The organism is Aquipluma nitroreducens (assembly GCF_009689585.1).
In the GTDB taxonomy this organism is placed as follows: domain Bacteria; phylum Bacteroidota; class Bacteroidia; order Bacteroidales; family Prolixibacteraceae; genus Aquipluma; species Aquipluma nitroreducens.
Map to the genome: position 1 here is coordinate 5356775 of NZ_AP018694.1, position 17852 is coordinate 5374626.

Genomic DNA, 17852 nt, shown 5'->3' on the forward strand with positions numbered 1-17852 from the left:
GTATTTATAATTAAGTGTTTGATAATGAAATTATTTATCGAGTCAATAACCTCTGCTAATGATTGTCGGTCAGTAATAAATATTCACTCAAAGCATAAAACATCCATGCCTGTGCCCAACGCATATAAGGAATTCTGGAAGGAAAATATTTATTTGCCTGATAAAAAAAATACCCTTTATCCGATTGCATATTTTCAAGCGTCCATGAAATAATATTTTTTGCAAGACTTTTGTATTCCTGAAACTTTCCAAGTTTGGATAATGTGATTATCACCTGAGCAGGTGCATGAATATCTATGGGGTAAATAGAATTATTGTAATATTTGGATATTCCTTCATGTGTAAAAAATGTTTTAATGTAATAATCAAAACCTATATTTAAATGATCTTTAAAATTATTATCACCAGAGTACTTCATGTAATCTGATATACATTCCAGATTGTATCCGGTATGGAAGTTATCTATCCATTGATGAAAACCTAATGTTCCATAACTCCAGGAACCATCATTTTTTTGGTAATCGCAACAAAATATTACCGATTTCTTTGCAGATTCCAACAATTCATTTTCGTGAGTAAAACTATAAACTCTGGATAAGAGTCGACTGCCAAGCAAAGAAGCGTTAAAAACGACGGTTTTATCTAATGGGGAATAGGAAAATGCGAAATTTCCTTTTTCATCATAAGTTCGGTTTAGATCTTTAATAATAAAATCGCAGGCGCTTCGAGCTATATCAAGCAATTGTTCCTCTCCATTAATTTCAAAAGCATCGAGCAACGCATTGCTGATAAAAGTTGTCGCAACTATTGTTGGCGTGTTTTTAGGTTGAAAAAAAGCTTTTGCCTGCCAGTCAAAGTTGTACCCCCAACAAGTTCCAGAATATCCCCTTGATTGACAAAGCTTTAATTCTTCAATAAAAAAAAGAATTTGGGTTAGATTTTCCTGGTTGGGTTTTTTTTTATACAAATTGCAATAGGCCGATAGAAACAGACCAAGTGCCTTAGGATTGTATTCTTTCTTTATTCCTGCAATTTTTCTGAAATTAACAGGTGACCGTTTGAAAAATTGAATCCAAGCCAGTTTGAAAATTCTGCTTTTTCTAAATAGTGGAATGATGTCAAAAAAACGACTGTTTAATCCATCATATGGATCATAACCTTTAAAGGCTTCGGATTTGCAATATTCTTCTAATTTGTCAAACCTTTCCTTGATCATTTTGTCTTCCATCCAAATCAGATTTTAACAAATAATCCATTTTTCAATGATTCCAATACGGCAAAACTAGCTTTCGTAACTGCAATTATCTCTTCAAATGAAATTGGAGATGGGTCCCCATTTATAATTGAATAAATAAAATCATTCACCATTTTCGCCTGACCTTTATCCTGATTAAATAGTTTAGTTTTAAATTTCTTCTTACCAAAGACTTGTAACTCTTTGAAATTGTTGAGAATTCCAGCACTGCCGGCATTAAAAACTTCGATGTATTCTTTGGGTAATGATTTTGGACCATTGGCATAATATGAAACAACTCCAATGGAGCCGTTGGCAAAAGTAAGTTGAATACTCAATGTATCATTATTATCTTCCGGATCAGGTAATGCCTTGGCAAATACACCTATTGGCAAACTTCCATTTAAATAAGTTAAATAATCAATAAAATGACAAACTTCACCAATTATTCGTCCTCCCCCAACTTCCAAATCTTGAATCCATGAATCATTTGGAATCTTCCCAGCATTGATCCGATAATTCATGGACATAGCTCCTTTTCCCATTCTTTCCTTCAATTGAATAGAAAGCTTACTGAATCGACGATTGAATCCTACTAACAAGTGTTGTTCTCCGTTATATTCGATAGTAATTTGCGATAATTCATCATATGTAAGACATATCGGCTTTTCAACAAAAACATTTTTGCCATTCTTTAATGCTTTTAATACATATTCCGCATGAGAATCGTGACGAGTCGCTATAAATATGGTATTAATTTCATCAACTTGTAAAATAGTTTTTTCATCCGATGTACAATAGTCAAAGCCAAATCGTTCGGCTACTCTTTTTGATGTAGCTCCTGTGTTTGTAAGGATTCCTTTTCGAGAAACCTGATTGTTTTTTGGAATATTAGGTAACAGATTACCTTGAGCATAACTTCCGGCACCTACAAAAGCAATGTTTACTTTAGCAATTGGAGAAGTTTTATTAGTGTATATTTTTTGATGTAATATCTGCTCTTTTTCAATGTTGTATTTTAGTATGATCCCAAGATAAGGCTCTGCTTTATTCAGAATCATATCATAAGCCTCATGTGATTTATCGAAATCAAATGTGTGTGTAGTGAGATAGTCAATATTGATTATTCCGTCTGAAATTAATTGTTGAAAAGCTTCCATGTTGCGTTTTTCGGTCCATCGTACATAGGCAACCGGATAATCGATTCCTTTTTCTTCGTAATTAAAATCATAACGGCCAGGACCATATGAGCATGACATTTTTAGCTCCAGCTCTTTGCGATACCAAAATGGATCACGTTCAAAACCAGTTGGTACAGCTCCAAGTATAATAACTTTTCCTTTCTTTCTGGCAATGGCACCAGCAAAATTTACCGGATCGAGACTATCCGTTGCAGCAGCTATGATCACAGCATCAACACCAATTCCATTGGTAAATTGATGAATTTGGTCTTCAATGCCCGCTGAATTTCTTTCAAGAGCTAAATCAGTGCAATGTAATTTTGCTGATTCAATAGCTGAACGATTCACATCGATCCCTATAACTCTCACTCCTGAAGCCTTTAACATGAGACAAGTTAATTGACCCAGTAGGCCTAATCCAATTACTGCACAGGTTTCTCCTAGTCTTAAATCCGCTTGTCGGATTCCTTGCATAGCAATGGCTCCTAGTGTGTTATATGCTGCGTTTTTTAAATCGGCCTTTTTATTTAGTTTCACCACTAAGTTGCCAGGAACTGAAATTATCTCGGCATGAACTGCATAACCAACTCCGGCACAAGCAACCCAGTCGCCTTTTGAAAATTCGGTAATCCCTTCTCCAACTTCAAGAATTTCACCTGCACTCGAATAACCCAGTGGAGAATATGCCTCCAACTTCTTTGAAACGGCTCTGTATGTTTGTATCGGACCTTGTTGTATTAATGTGTCAATAACCTGTTTGACTTGTTGTGGTCGTTCTTTAGCTTTACCAATCAAACTTTTTCGGGCTGCTTGCACTGTTGAACTCTCAGTACCCGCACTTATTAGTGAATAATGGTTTTTAACTAATACCATACTTTTTCCTAATTGCGGTGCTGGCACTTCCTGGACTAGCATTTCGCCATTGTTTAGTTTTTGGGTAAGTTGTTGCATAATAGAGGATTATTTTGTATTTCTTTAATTTGTAAATTACTTCGACCGCTTTTTTACCCGATCTTACATTCTTTAAGTCTTCAATTAATTGATTTTGTTTAACTTCGATTTTATGGTTTACAATTGATCCCCTTCTTTACCAGTTCTGATTAACGAATATTCATTTTCGATGAAGACCAGATTACTTGAAAAATAAGGCATTGGTATTTCGTCATTATACAATTCTCTTGTCTTGAAATTTTGATTGAATTGTTTTTATTTAATTGTATTCAAAAAATTAGTTGTTTATCCCTAGTAAACAACTAATTAGAAAAATGACATGTCTTTAAAAATAATTACAATGTCTTTTGAATTGAACAACCAATTCCTCATTAACAAGTGACGTATATTTCTCAATTTCATCTTCGATGTGCATATTTCTTATATTGTTTTGCAACATATAAGAAGAATAGAATGTAACTACTGATGAATTGATAAGGTCTATAACCGAATAATCCGAGGATTTAACTTTATAAATAATTCTAATGAAGTTTTTATACATCGCGTTATGCCCTTTCTCTCTCAAAAAATTAAATTTCTTAAACTTTAAACCATTATTTTTAATATGAGTTAAAGAAAGAAAATCATCTATAAGAATCGTTTCATTGTCGAATCTAACTTCAATTTTTTCCTGAACACCACGAAGTGAATTTCCCATATCAGAAACGGTGATATTTAGAATGGAGCCATTTTTATATAATACTGAAATAGAGGATGACTCATGATCATTTGGATTCGAAATTAAATTAATCTCGATTGGAATACTGCCAATCCAGAAATTTGCGAGGTCAAACCAATGTACAACATTTCCGGTTATTCTTGTTCCCTGATTTTTCCATAGATACCAATGGTTTTTGTTTATGTTTACTTCTTTAATTGAGCAGGTAACAATAATTATTTTATTCTGTACAACTTGTCGAACATATCTGCTATGATTTATAAATCGCCTATTGAATCCAATTTCAATTTTGGCTCCTTTATTATAAATTTCAATCAGTTTATCAAGGTCTTCAAGAGCCACAATTGGTGGCTTTTCAATAAAAATAAAAGTGTTAGGATTAGAATCAAATATTTTAAATGCAATAGAAGCATGATCAGAATGATAAGTGGCAATAATAGCAACAGGTTTTTTAATGTTTTCCAATAGAGGAAAGGAATCATTTGGTGTAAGAAAACTATAGTGAAAACCATATTTCATTTTAAAATCTTCAGCTGTTTCTGCTTTATAATCAATACATGCAACTTTAGTTATCTTTTTAAAATGATGAATAATAAACATTCTAACATAGCCACCTAATCCGTAAATGAATAGACCATTATCATACTTCGTTTGTGGAAAATTCTGCTGAAGAGTATCTAAGGTAATGTAGTTAGAAATATCTAAATTAAACAGTTCATACGATTCAATTTCAGCAAATTGATTAAAATTACTTAGATAATACTCCAGCTTAGATGCTATTTTAGTAAAATCAATATCTACGCATTTGAAGAATTGATTTCGGATAACAAAATTATGGTGATCAGTCTGGTATTGTGTTGAGATATTGATATACTTTGAAGATTGAAAATCAATAGTAAGAAAGGTTAAGTATCTTATTTGCTTATTTTTGTGAGCAAAATATTTACGTAAAGTCCTACCTACTCCTTCAAATCTAAAAAAATATAATAACTTGAAATATTTATTACTAAAATTTGGTCTATCCCGATCTTTATTTTCAAACTGCTTAACATCGAGTATGTTGAAACCTTTCAGGTTTCTAAGCTGTACAAGATTTGTCATTCTTAAACTTTAAGTTTTTTGATGAATTCATAACTTTATGCTAACAATAATTTATTGTAAGGATTTAATGAGTTCCTAATATTTCATAAAATATCTCATTAATTTTATTTTCAAAGTGATTTAATGTAAAATTATTCATAAACCTTTCATATCCTCTCTTTCCCATTTCTATTCCCAAATCTTTATCGTTCAATAATATGGCTATTTTTTCTGCAAGCATTTGAGGATCCTGAGTTTTAACTAAAAACCCTGTTTCATTATCAATTACAATATCCGGAATACTACCTTCAAATGTTGAAATTACGGGTAAGCAATATTGCATTGCTTCTATTGTAACTAAAGGAAATGCATCATTATAAGTTGGAAAAACAAATATATCTGCTTCTTGAAATTCAACAAATTTATTATCGCCATAACGAGGGCCTATTATTTTTACTACCTCTGTTAAGTTTTGATTAGTGATTTTATTTTCCAAAAATTCAATTGTTAAATCTGTAGGCGCTCCAACTAACCTTGCTTTAAATTGATATCCTTGATCTTTAAGAATTTCCAAAGCTTCTAACAATATTAAAATACCTTTATTGCGTATATAATTTGATAAATAAAGAATTTGTGGAACAGATCGGTTTAATTGATTTACGTTTCTATTAAATTTGGGCTGCACTTCTATACCATTAGGTACAATATAAGGAGTGTTTTTATACACATCAGAAATATCATCTGCAAGTTTCTTTGATAAGCATATAACAAAAGTATTTTTAAATAACCATGTATATAACCATTTTCTTAGAAAGTTCTTTTGCGCACTTTGTTTGATACCCTTACCATGTAAATGAAATACAATTTTTGAACCAAATAATTTTAATATGAAGACATAAAATGCATCACGATAAAATCCTAAACCAGTAGGGCAAAGGGTAAAATAGACCATATCAGGCTTCTTTATTAGAACTTTTTTTGCAATCTTGTATACGTAAACGATTGCTTTAAAAATTTTTGAAAAAGAAAACTTTTGTAGATCTTTCATCGATTTAGCAAATCTAAAATCAACTATTTCTATGTGAAAATTACTTTTAATTAATTTACTGTTTAAAATGTAATTATTCATTAAACTTACCCCATGTAAAGGTGGAGGCAATTGCAAAATGCATAGAATTCTTTTTGTATTCATCGATTATTTTTTTTAGCTCCGTACAAATTCTATTGCATCCACAAATCCTTTAATAAAAGAATTTATAGAACATTTTGTCTCAAGCATTTTACGTATATTTATTTTCATTTGGTATTGAACGTCTTTACTTTTCAAATATTGACTGATTATAAAAGCCATTGCTTCTGTTGTATGTGCTTCAACTATATAACCAGTTTTTTGATTAATTAAATATTCTATTTCAGGACCATGACCATCTTGCTCAAAGGTCACAACCGGACAATCGAAATTAAAGGCATGATTAACTGAAAGACCTACAAGACCGGGCATTACCATTAAATCAGAACAATATAACAATTCACCATTTATAATGTCATCATGGATTGCGCCATAAAACTTAATATTATTTTCAATTCCTTTATGTTTTACTAAATCCTCTAATTGATTTAAAAAATTACCATCGCCCACAAAATGAATGCATATGATATTTCCATATATTTTATACAAAAATTCATATATATCAAGAAGTATTTGGGGTTGTTTAAATTCTAATATTCTTCCAATAAATATTAAATTGTATTTATGTTTAAAGCCAATTTTATTTTTTATTTTTTCCTTTCCTTCCTTTTCAAAATTATCTCTAAATGAATTTAATATATTGGTGTTCAAGCAATTGGGTGCTGTGAATAGTTTATCACAATTGATATACTCTGAAAATAATATTTTAGCTTCGTTTCCATAAAAAATTACAGCATCTGCTTTTTTTATAAAATATAATCTTAATTTATCATTTAATGATTTATTAGGATAAAACCCTTTTGTTCTATCATATCCATGTCCCCAAAGAATAAATTTTATCCCCAAGAATCTTGCTAGCATGAAAGTAGGAATAAGTGATGCAATACCTATTGAAAATTCATGTATTATTATTTCTGGTCTGTTCTTAAATATATAAGGAAATACATTTAAGAATACATTAGTTTCTTTTTTTGAATATTGAAAACTACTTACTTTCATAGAATAACTAGAGGAAACTTGATTTATACTAGACTTATTTGCAGAATGTAAAAGCACAAAATCGATTTCTTTATGAAGTTCATCTAATACTTCTTTTCTATAATAAGTAAAAATTCTCTGAACTATTAATATTTTCATTTAAGTATTTTGATTCAGAAGTCCTGAAATTGGAAATAGATTCATTATTATTGGCATAATTGAAGTTAATCTTGAGTGCTTTTTATGTTCATTAATGAATCAAAATTATGTTCCTTGCCACCGAGCCAGTCAATGAGCTTTCCATTTTTATCATAGTCCGGATGTACCATAACTTCAATTTTTTTATTTTCACACAAAGAGGGATATTTTTGCAGAAGTGATGATACATCCAATTGATTTCCAAAATAATCTGTTAGATTACGATTATTAATTTTAATTCGATTATTAACTAATCTACGATAACCTATTTTATAAAATGCTGTTGATTTATTTATGTTATTAAGAATTCTAATTGAAGATATATTGTATGTTTTTAATAACGGAAAAATAATTTTTGTTATTGGAAATATTTCATGGATATGATGATGTGTATCAATATGAGTTATCTTAATCCCAGTTTTTATTACTCTCTCTATTTGAGCAACAAATTCTTGATGTATTAATTTCTTTTCGTATCCTGATAAAAAGAAAAAAATCATTCTTACATCTTTAAACTTAAAATGATTATTTCGATCTAATATTCTTGTGATTTCACTGTGTGATGTCAGATGATAACCTGCATCCAGATTTAGATGAACTCCCAATCTATCATTAAATTTATGTTTAAATGCAAGTTCAACTGCTTCCTCAAACCCAGGCATATTAGCCATTATTGTTGTACTATTAATAAGATTTTTATTAAATGATTCAACAATTGCTTTATTTACTGATGATTTTAATCCAAAATCATCAGCATTTACTATAATGTTTTTTGAATATTCTTTATTAGCCATAATGCAATATTGTTAGCAATAACAAGCTGTTTATTTCAATCGAAAAGTATAACAGTAGTTCACTTCAAAAGTATGCTATTTTAAATAAATAAAATACTAGTACACTTATGAACGGCGTACCCCGTTCATAAGTGTACTGGAGACCGAATTTTTCGCGGTTTATTTTTCATTTTTCATCATTTCTTTTGTTTCACTTAACCGGTAGGATTCTCCATTCATGCTTACGAGATTCGGCTTGTAGGTCAAACGGTGTAATAATGCTCAGTGAATAACGGATTGCCATAATTTCATTCAATTGGTCAAAACCCAGGTTGGTGGATACAATTGTTGACTAGAGATCGCCTGTAAGGAGAAATTATTAAAGAGCCATTCTACTCCTTCTTTGTCAAATAAGAGAAATAGCCAAATTCATCACTGATTGCCAGAATATATTTTTCAAACCTCAGTTCTATCTATCGCAGCGTTCGCTGTGCTGTTTGATTCACGCAGTTGTGTTGTCCGTATATGGTGATAAAATAAACTCTATAACCCAGCAGAAACGCTTTCACTTTTCGGAGTGGCCTCAAAATTCAAATTCTAAAAATAAGAAGGAATTAATCTACACAAATAAGAATGAAATTTTGAAGCAATTTTTATGTCTATATTCAATTTTGGGTTGAGAAAAAGCAATTTTATTTTAGATACATTTACAATTTATTGATAATCAATTATTATTGCCAGTCAGCTTTTTAATAAGGACTCACGATTAAAAATTTGGGTTAACGCCACATCTAAAAAATCACTTTTTAATGAGCGAAACTGTATATAATTTCCAAAAGATAATGTTTTTTCAATATAGAGTTCATTATACAGACTTTTGAAAGTGTGAGTATCTGTTAGGAGATTATTTTTCATTGCAATATAATCAAAAAGCTTGCCTGGCATTCCATAACCTTCAGATATTTCGTAATCAGGATTTACTAAAACGAATAAAGAATCCATACTTTTCATTATTATTAGAGAAGTCATGCGGTCTACGATCCCATAAAATTTGATTCTATTGTGGAATTCTACGTCACAATTATCAAGAATATATTCGTTTTGAAGATTTGAGGAGCCTGCAATATGTAACATAGTAAATTTATTTTCAATTTTCATTTTTAATAGATCTAATATGATCTTTGGATCTCGTCCTGTATTTAAAGTTCCAATATATCCAATATTGTAAAATTCTGGACTTAAATCTAATTTTTTACAGCTCATCCCATCTTTATAGTCAATAGCAGAAATGTAATTATGAACAACTTCTATTTTATTAATGTCAACATATTTAATCAGTTTATTTTTCATCCCGTTAGTCGTTGTGATGATTTTATCTGCTTTTTTAAGCACTTTGATTTCAAAATATCTTGCAAGTTTTGAAAATAAGTTTTTCTTAAATTGTGGGTTGAATGAATTTAAATCCCTATATTCAACTATAAACTGGCTCTTTGGGTGAAATATTTTGTATAGTAATCCAATCTGTAAATTAGTATATTTTGGGCAAGTACAATATAGTATATCAAATTTTCTAAAAACAATTTTTAAAAACCCCATTGGCAAAAAAGAAAAATGATCTTTATTAATTAATTTAATATTACTTCTCGAATGAAAATTTTTTGGAGATAAAATAATTTTTCTCTCTGATAAAATCTTTTTTGATCTAAGAACTTCCACATTATCGATTTGTAGTTTGCTTTCTGTTAAAACTGAGCATTTTAAATCTTCAAATGTTTTTAGAAAATTAATTGTTCCTAATATTCTTCGTGTACCTCCGGTGGGAGATTCATTGATTATCTTACAAATGTAAAGCAATTGAATTTTCATTTTTTCCTGTTTTTCGCTGAGACAAATAAGCTAAAAATTAAATAATTGAGCTATTTCAATTCTGTAGCAGATTTGACTTAGCAATTGATGAAACTGTTAAAAATCTGCTATTTTCTTTTTCTTTTTTTATAAATTGTTCCAGATAATAGAGAGATAGTTCACTAAAGTTTTTTGGATGACCAATTATCACGAAATCCTGATTATTTGTTTTTCTGTGTTTTCTATGCAAATAAGGAAGATATATTGGAGAATAATTATCAATAGATGCTGTTTTAAAATTATTAGTGAAAAGACGAAATAATTTATGATATAGTGATTCATTATTCGGAATATAGCTTGCGGATGCTATGCCATCTCCATATTTATTTTGATCAAATTGTTTTGTTAATTTTAACCTTTTATAAATATCATAGAATAAGCTAACTTTATGTCGAGATATTGGTAACTCCACAAACTTTCCACAATTATCTTCAATCATTAAATCTTTTTTAAACTTATACCTTTCATAACAAGGACATAGTCTGTAATCATATTTTTGGAAATCACTATCGGCATATGCTTCAACCAAAACAGAAGAATCGATTACTATGCCATTATCAGAAAATAACTCTGTATAATTGGTATAAGTTTGTATAGAATAACCGCCTGCTCTAAATGAATTAACCGGCATGTTTATAATTTGTTCTAATAACAATTTTGCGTTAGCAAATAATGTTTTTGATTCCGTTGGTTCAAGATCACTAAGTTTATAATGTTTCGGATTAACTTTCCACACATTTTCAGAATAGTCTGAATGTAACCATTGAGGATGAATATGTAACTGAATATCGTGCCCATTTTCTGATAAACTTCGAATTTGACTTGTAATTAGTTCATAATCAATTTCCAAAGACTTGTGTCTAGATTTTAATTCATATACTTTTAAGAGATAAGCAGAATCAACATAAATTGTCATTTTAACATTGTACTTGTTCAAAATCTCTATTAATTTATCTAAAGGTCGAATCATACAGTTGATAACTGAACCTGTCCTTTCACCCATAAAAAGTTCATAATCTATGGTTATAAATATATTAGATTTTTTATAATTCATTTTTAAAAGTTATGTGGTCAGAAATACTACTTTTTATAATTGTGAGTATTCATTTGTGGTTTGAAAAGACGGTTCATTTTGAGTTTTAAGATACTTTTAAATATATAATCTTGTAAGAGACTGTTTAAATTTAGAATATTTGTAAATAAAACACTGACTATCAGTTGATTAATTGGTTTTGTTTAGCTATCTTATTGGTTACCAAACTGTTAAGAACACATGAAACACTATCCAACCAATCTCACCGATAGCCAATGGATGCTATTAAGTGGCATTTTAAACGACAACCGTAAGAGAAAACATTCTTTACGGGATATTTTCAATGCCATTTTCTATTTGATTAAAACAGGTTGTCAATGGCGTATGATACCTGGCTGTTTTCCCAATTGGGAACTAGTTTATTACTATTTCACTAGATGGAAGAACAACGGTGTCATAGAACAAGTACATGAACTGCTTCGCGACAAAATACGCAAGAAAGCAGGGAAATATGAATCTCCCAGTTTGGCTTGTATTGATAGCCAGTCTATTAAGACAACCAGATTGGGCGGCGAATCTCGCGGTTTTGATGGAGGCAAAATGATCAAAGGCCGCAAACGCCATATTGTTACAGATACAATGGGTTTGCTGCTGGCCGTTGTTGTACATGCTGCAAATGTGCATGACAGCAAGGGAGCAAGTGATGTAATTGCCTTACTGAAAGGTAGGTTCGAAAGGCTGGTCAAGATCGTTGCTGATGGTGGTTATCGTGGAGAACTCATAGAGAAGACCAAAACCACATTCGGCTGGATACTTGAAATCGTTTTGAGATCAGACCATTCCAGTAAATTTACCGTTATTCCCAAAAGATGGGTTGTCGAAAGAACGTTTGCCTGGTTTGAAAGTTACCGAAGACTCAGTAAAGACTTCGAATACCTGACCAACACTAGCCAGGTAATGATTCAGATTGCAATGATAAGACTAATGCTTAATAGAATCAAAAATTAAAATTTAAACAGTCACTAAATCTTCAATAGAATACTATATTTTATTGACAAATTCGATTTAGCTCTTTATTAAATTTACCAATAAAAGTATCCCAATTATTCTCAAAACAAAAGTTTTGAATTTTAAGGTGATTAGATTTCATATCATATTTTTTATCTCTGAGAATTTTAATTATTTCGTCATAATTATTATAGGTCCGTATAAAACCGTAAGAGCTTATGTCTTTAAATGCACCAATATTAGGTCCAATTATATTTGAGCCCATTCTTATTGAATCCATTAAAGATCCGGAACTTAAAACAGATTCAGATTTATAAGTAAATAAAATATAACTTGCTTGATTTGCCAATCTGGAAATATCTCCAAGTTCATAAGAATCATCCAAATGAATAATATATTCTGACAAGTATTGATTTAAGTTTTTTTTATATTCATCGTCTGCACATTTGCCTACTATTAATATTTTAAATATTTCAGATTTATTTGAATCTTTCAAATATTTTAAAAATTCAACAATTCCTTTATATGGATGAATGTCTCCCCAAATAAGTATATCGTATTTTTTTTGTAAGTCTGCAATGGCTGGTATTATTTCCTGAACAGGATGTATCAGGTATTTTACCTTTATGGAATATTTTGAATAATTACTTTTAGCAAAATCAATTCCACTTAAGGAGTGTGTAATGATTAAATCGGAATATTTCATCAATAACCAGTACATGAAGTTGGTCAGGTGATTAATTTTAAAATCATGAGGACGCTTATTATGTAATATCCAAACTATTTTTTTTTTCAAAATTTTTGCTAATAATAAAAAAAGAAAAAAAATGATGACCTTTATTTTCGCATTTCTATATCGTGTTGTATTTTCAATCCAATTAAACAGAAATATATCACTGCTGAACAAATATTTGAAAAATTCAAGTATTCCATTTTTATTAGTAGATCTATTGACAATGGTATGTTTTTTCAATAACGATTTCTCAAAATTAAAAGTATAGGGATTAGCAAAAGGATTCAATTTTGTATCGGATTTTGGGAAAAAATAGATTCTGGACATAGAAATGGGTTTAATTATTTTACTTAAAAATCCAAATTGGTATTTTGTGCCGGTTTTAATTCTGGCAATAAGACAAAAGTTATTTTAAAGCGGCCAATTTGGTTTAACTCCTGTCAAAAATATTTTGCATTTCTTGCCTTTGGGGCATAGAATGTCTCTTGATTTGTATTTTTTGAGTTAATGGAACTACAACAATATTCGAAAACTTACAGGCATAAATATCACTGAAATTCATTGCTGTCCACTTAAAATAAATTGAGGGACAGTTGGTTACAATTTAGTTCTTTGACATCGTTGTTATCTATTTTGCTAAAGAGCTCTTTTATAGGAGTTTTATCAAGAAGGGATATTCCCAGAACTGTTAAAATCTCGTAGGTTGAATGATCAAGTTTGAGGTCATGGCACACTATTGCTACCATACAGTAGGTAATAATAGCCGTGTAAATCTGGATACGAACAGCATTCTCTGTTGTCCCCCAGAATGACTTTATTTTGAGGTGTTGTTTAATCCATTTGAAAAATAGTTCGATCTGCCAACGATTCTTATAAAGCAATGCAATTTGCTCGGGTGGAAGTTCGAGGTTGTTGGAAAGGAAGATGAAAGTCCTGTCCATTTCTGCATCGTAAAAAACCACTTTTCTGAGCTTTTTCGGGTAATGCTTTAAGGTATAGAATCCGATAAGGACACCGACCTGGTCACTCATAACACCCGTACTTGCATTGACAGGCCTGTATTCAGAGCATTCAAATTGCATGTTCTTTTTTGACCTGATTACAAAGTAAGAGCCAAGTTGAGTTATTCTGTAAAGTCTTTCAAAATCGACATATCCACGGTCGAAAATGTAATAGGCACCGCTCTCGTAGGGAATCAAGTCCATCGCCTTCACGTCATGCACTTTTGCATCAGTAATGTGTACAAATGCTGGTATTTGAGTGGTGATATCGTAAAGCGTGTGAATCTTGATGCCTCCTTTTGTTTTGCGGAAATTAGCCCACCAGAATAAGCTCAGGCAAAGATCGATAGTTGTTGAGTCGAAGGCGTAAACTTTGCCCTTCACTTCAAAATTATCGTTCGAAAGTTTTTTTCTGGCATTACCGATCAGGTAATAGGCAAGTTCCTCAAAAATGCGATAGTCACGTGATTCATTTGCCTTTGCAAGGTTGCTTCGCGTGACACTTTTACCGAATCCAAGATGGTAACTTTTTTGACTGTGGGCATCCAACGAAATGATCAGTTCTCTGAGACTGTCCCGGTTTGAAAGTTGTCCGAAGATCATCACCAAAAGTTGGTTCCAGCAAGTAAAATGCTTGACATATCTGTTGCCTTTGTACTTCTCAACTATGCCGTCAAAAAACCTACTTGGCAGAAATTCTATCAATTGTGCGAAAACATATTTGCCTTGAATCATCATTTTATTCTTGATTAGAGTAAAACTACCAATTCAAATCGTCACGCACGAAAGGAGCTCGCAACTAATAGATATACAATGTTTTCAAAGAACGATTTCTAATTTTTAATGGACACTAATGACTGAAATTATAGAATAAAAAACATCAATAAATAAAATGGATTTTTTTACTTTTTTGAAGTTGTATTTTGTATTCTACATTATGAAAGAAAGTTATTATCTTTCCATTATATCCATTTTTTTTTAATTATAGGTATTATTCCAATACATGAACTATCTAAAAACCCAAATCAAATTCTGAAGATAACTTTATTATTTCTCTTAATTTTTCATGAGGTAATTCCGAATACATACCAATAAATAATTTACTCTCTTAATTCTAAGTACATGACAAAAATTTAAAAATATCGATATCATCTTGAAAGAAAGCGTTTAAAAGAACAGTTGCAATATATGTTAGACCATATTTGAATAGACTTTTAGTTTTGTTTCCATGTTTCTTGATCGGGATTGGTTTGATGTATCTGTGCAAATAATCACCGACAAGGTATGCCCATGTAAAAGCTACTATCACCAATGCAAACAGTTTTTCAATTCTTCCAATCTCAGTCAAGTGTGTATCTTCAATATTAAAGCCACTTGTTTTTAAAGCTCTAAAAGCAGTTTCAATCTGCCATCGTTCTTTGTAAATACAAAGTGCATCTTCTGGCTTGTTGAATGAGATAACAATCTGCAATTCAGGCTTTCCATCTTTGTTCTTTACTTTAGAGGCTGACAGATAACACAGTTGATCGTTCAGATAAATAATACGGTGGTTCACTCGGCAACCATTTAGCGGCAAATCGGCAAACAGCCAACTGGCTTTAACTCGTTTGCCATTGTGAGGTTGCAAAACCCAAAAGTTTTCGCGGATGCGGATATAGTAACGAATCCGGTTCTCATTCAGATACTTGATCCATCGTTCTCCAACAAACTCCCGATCTGCGGTCAAACAATCCAACGAAGCAGATCCAAAAAGACGGATAAACCGTTCAATCAATTCAATGCGTTCATTGGTGTTTGAATTACCAAACTTGGGCAACAACTTAAACAACAGCGGAAAAGCAACTCCATGATAAACAACTGCAATTACCAATACATTGATATTCTGCTGTCCAAACTTCCAATTTGTCCTATCCATTGCCAGACGGAAAGGTGGTTCATGAGGTAATAGTCTGAATATTAATTTGGCGATCAAATCTGTATCAAGTAGATATTCAGACATAAACCGCTGTATTCTCCTCAGAGAGGAACTGGTACTGGCATTACTGTCAAAAGCTGTAGCCAACTTCTCAAAACCAACTGTTTGCACCTTACATAGTGCACTGATCATGAAAACAAAGAACTTTACTCGTGCCAGATTCCAACCTGATTGCTTATGGAAAATGGAAACTAATTCACTACTTTTAGCATCTACCCTGGGTGTCATATTTCTTACTAAGTGATGTGGTAATCCCTTGTAAGATAATGATATTCAGGGTTTTATGCAAATATTTTAATGCTTATTTTGTTGATAATCAATTGTTTATGTTTTTGTCATGTACTAAGCTCTTAATTATTTTATGAAAAAGTGAATTTTTACCATCTAGCCATAAATTATACACCTTTACATTATCGTATCCCAGTAATTTAACAAACGACGAATAAATTCAATTCGGACACTGGAAGCCACCATGTGACTTTTCGTTAATCTCTTGATCTAATAAATAATAATTTCATTTTCCCCCATATTATATATTTCCAGTGCTCCGATGATTTAGAATTAGTGTTTTTTTCTCCTTTTCATAAATAGTTTGATAAATATATAAGGCAAAAACTGTGGCAATTAAATATCGCGAATGAAAAACGTAATAAGAAGTTAAACTTGTTATTAAAAGATACCACAAATAATACTTTACATAATTAAATTCTTTAGGTATCGGTAACGTGAAACTTTTGATCCAAATAAGAATATATGCGAATACTGATAAAATCCCAAACATGGCGTACATTCCGATAATTCCAACATCTGAAAAATAAAACCCTTGTTCATTGGTTAATTTGTCCACAAAAAGACCATATTCTGTTTCTAAAGCGTATGGTACACCATTTCCAAATATTCTACTGATATTGTTTGGAGAAAACTCTGTAAGAAAGTAGATGCCTTCTATAACCCGAATATTATTCTCACCCGCTTGTATATCACTTTTCTGTTGTTCAACTATTCCATTAACTATGGGGTTGTTTGAATTATATAAAAATTTTAAAAAAAACAGCAACCCTATAAAAGAAATAATAACAATAATTTTTTTGAAAATAGCTAAATTTTTTACCAGATGATAAAAAAATAGTAGTGATAATGTGAAAATGTCCTGCCGGTTAACCTGCATTACACAAACAACTACACCTAAAATTGAGAGTAGAAACCACAACCATCTTTTATCTTTTTGCGTAGTTAGTTTGTTTATTGCCATAAATGAAGCTAAATAGAATATCCCACCTCCCGGAAATCTTATTCTTATTATCCCCCTGCCTTCTTCTGAAAACTCATCACCATATCCAAAAAGTATTGGATCAGGATGGGTGAATTGATAGAAATAAAGAATAATATATATTATCCCATAAATAAGAATGATCTTTTCGATAGTTTTAATTGGAATTTTTATCTCTAACAAATAAAAAAAGAAAATCCATAACATATAAGGAACTGTTGCTAAAATACTATTCATTATACTTTGGCCCCATGAAATATATGCCATAAATATAGAAATCAGCATGGATAAAAAAATCAACTGTATTGGTAATACAAAGCCTTGACGTTTACGAAAAATAAAAGGCAGAGATAATGCAATAGAAAAAGCAATATATAAGAACCAAAAATAAATATTAATATTTTTACTTAAAAATCGTGCTTCAAAAAAATTAAAAGCAATAAGCACTAATAAAAACACGAACAATACCTTAAGTTGCTTTGTCATCAAATAGATATTAATATTAAGGGAATTTTATCGAATACATTAGATGTAATCAATTTGCAAATTCTTAAAATTTTCGTTATCACATATTGTTTGGTGGGATATCTTTCGGCAGATTCCCTAGGATGTTTTGTAATTGAAC

At 30.9% G+C, this 17852-nt stretch carries 13 protein-coding genes; 1 reads left to right on the top strand and 12 read right to left on the bottom strand.

Translation table 11 applies throughout. The features are described from left to right. Positions 1 to 55 precede the first annotated feature (55 nt). From AQPE_RS22385 to AQPE_RS22420, 8 genes are all read right to left on the bottom strand, one after another. A complete protein-coding gene (locus AQPE_RS22385; RefSeq protein WP_318348705.1) occupies positions 56 to 1228 on the bottom strand; it encodes a beta-L-arabinofuranosidase domain-containing protein in 1173 nt (390 codons plus the stop codon). A 5-nt stretch (positions 1229 to 1233) separates the two neighbouring features. Continuing rightward, positions 1234 to 3366, bottom strand: coding sequence for a bi-domain-containing oxidoreductase (locus AQPE_RS22390; RefSeq protein ID WP_318348706.1), 2133 nt, complete (start codon positions 3364 to 3366; stop codon positions 1234 to 1236). A 325-nt stretch (positions 3367 to 3691) separates the two neighbouring features. Further along, positions 3692 to 5185, bottom strand: coding sequence for a Gfo/Idh/MocA family protein (locus tag AQPE_RS22395; RefSeq protein ID WP_318348707.1), 1494 nt, complete (start codon positions 5183 to 5185; stop codon positions 3692 to 3694). Positions 5186 to 5249: 64 nt separating this feature from the next. Then, positions 5250 to 6356: a glycosyltransferase family 4 protein gene (locus AQPE_RS22400; RefSeq protein WP_318348708.1), complete on the bottom strand. Its 1107-nt coding sequence runs from the start codon at positions 6354 to 6356 to the stop codon at positions 5250 to 5252. A gap of 12 nt (positions 6357 to 6368) precedes the next feature. After that, positions 6369 to 7490 carry a glycosyltransferase family 4 protein gene (locus AQPE_RS22405; protein WP_318348709.1) on the bottom strand — a complete coding sequence of 374 codons (1122 nt, stop codon included), beginning with the start codon at positions 7488 to 7490 and terminating at the stop codon, positions 6369 to 6371. 65 nt (positions 7491 to 7555) lie between these two features. Next, positions 7556 to 8323 carry a ChbG/HpnK family deacetylase gene (locus AQPE_RS22410; RefSeq protein ID WP_318348710.1) on the bottom strand — a complete coding sequence of 256 codons (768 nt, stop codon included), beginning with the start codon at positions 8321 to 8323 and terminating at the stop codon, positions 7556 to 7558. Between the two features lie 720 nt (positions 8324 to 9043). After that, a complete protein-coding gene (locus AQPE_RS22415) occupies positions 9044 to 10168 on the bottom strand; it encodes a glycosyltransferase family protein (protein WP_318348711.1) in 1125 nt (374 codons plus the stop codon). 55 nt (positions 10169 to 10223) lie between these two features. Then, positions 10224 to 11261 (bottom strand): polysaccharide deacetylase family protein, encoded by a 1038-nt coding sequence (locus AQPE_RS22420; RefSeq protein WP_318348712.1) that lies wholly within the window; start codon positions 11259 to 11261, stop codon positions 10224 to 10226. A 219-nt stretch (positions 11262 to 11480) separates the two neighbouring features. On the opposite strand from AQPE_RS22420, the gene AQPE_RS22425 reads away from it, so the two are divergent. Then, complete coding sequence (locus AQPE_RS22425; RefSeq protein ID WP_318346808.1) at positions 11481 to 12248, top strand: IS5 family transposase; 768 nt, start codon at positions 11481 to 11483, stop codon at positions 12246 to 12248. Positions 12249 to 12288: 40 nt separating this feature from the next. Here AQPE_RS22425 and AQPE_RS22430 read toward each other — a convergent pair whose 3' ends face one another. From AQPE_RS22430 to AQPE_RS22445, 4 genes are all read right to left on the bottom strand, one after another. Then, entirely contained in the window at positions 12289 to 13308 is a 1020-nt protein-coding gene (locus AQPE_RS22430; protein ID WP_318348713.1) for a glycosyltransferase family protein, read from the bottom strand. Between the two features lie 245 nt (positions 13309 to 13553). Next, entirely contained in the window at positions 13554 to 14720 is a 1167-nt protein-coding gene (locus AQPE_RS22435) for an IS4 family transposase (protein ID WP_318348714.1), read from the bottom strand. A 376-nt stretch (positions 14721 to 15096) separates the two neighbouring features. Continuing rightward, positions 15097 to 16185, bottom strand: coding sequence for an IS4 family transposase (locus AQPE_RS22440; RefSeq protein WP_318347135.1), 1089 nt, complete (start codon positions 16183 to 16185; stop codon positions 15097 to 15099). A 301-nt stretch (positions 16186 to 16486) separates the two neighbouring features. Continuing rightward, entirely contained in the window at positions 16487 to 17713 is a 1227-nt protein-coding gene (locus tag AQPE_RS22445; RefSeq protein ID WP_318348715.1) for a hypothetical protein, read from the bottom strand. Between the last annotated feature and the right edge of the window lie 139 nt (positions 17714 to 17852).

Excerpts from the sequence above, each read along its gene's own strand:
- AQPE_RS22435 (WP_318348714.1), bottom strand. The coding sequence starts at position 14,720 with ATGATGATTCAAGGCAAATATGTTTTCGCACAATTGATAGAATTTCTG.
- AQPE_RS22385 (WP_318348705.1), bottom strand. The coding sequence starts at position 1,228 with ATGGAAGACAAAATGATCAAGGAAAGGTTTGACAAATTAGAAGAATAT.
- AQPE_RS22405 (WP_318348709.1), bottom strand. The coding sequence starts at position 7,490 with ATGAAAATATTAATAGTTCAGAGAATTTTTACTTATTATAGAAAAGAA.
- AQPE_RS22390 (WP_318348706.1), bottom strand. The coding sequence starts at position 3,366 with ATGCAACAACTTACCCAAAAACTAAACAATGGCGAAATGCTAGTCCAG.
- AQPE_RS22400 (WP_318348708.1), bottom strand. The coding sequence starts at position 6,356 with ATGAATACAAAAAGAATTCTATGCATTTTGCAATTGCCTCCACCTTTA.
- AQPE_RS22420 (WP_318348712.1), bottom strand. The coding sequence starts at position 11,261 with ATGAATTATAAAAAATCTAATATATTTATAACCATAGATTATGAACTT.
- AQPE_RS22425 (WP_318346808.1), top strand. The coding sequence starts at position 11,481 with ATGAAACACTATCCAACCAATCTCACCGATAGCCAATGGATGCTATTA.
- AQPE_RS22415 (WP_318348711.1), bottom strand. The coding sequence starts at position 10,168 with ATGAAAATTCAATTGCTTTACATTTGTAAGATAATCAATGAATCTCCC.
- AQPE_RS22430 (WP_318348713.1), bottom strand. The coding sequence starts at position 13,308 with ATGTCCAGAATCTATTTTTTCCCAAAATCCGATACAAAATTGAATCCT.
- AQPE_RS22445 (WP_318348715.1), bottom strand. The coding sequence starts at position 17,713 with ATGACAAAGCAACTTAAGGTATTGTTCGTGTTTTTATTAGTGCTTATT.
- AQPE_RS22395 (WP_318348707.1), bottom strand. The coding sequence starts at position 5,185 with ATGACAAATCTTGTACAGCTTAGAAACCTGAAAGGTTTCAACATACTC.
- AQPE_RS22440 (WP_318347135.1), bottom strand. The coding sequence starts at position 16,185 with ATGACACCCAGGGTAGATGCTAAAAGTAGTGAATTAGTTTCCATTTTC.
- AQPE_RS22410 (WP_318348710.1), bottom strand. The coding sequence starts at position 8,323 with ATGGCTAATAAAGAATATTCAAAAAACATTATAGTAAATGCTGATGAT.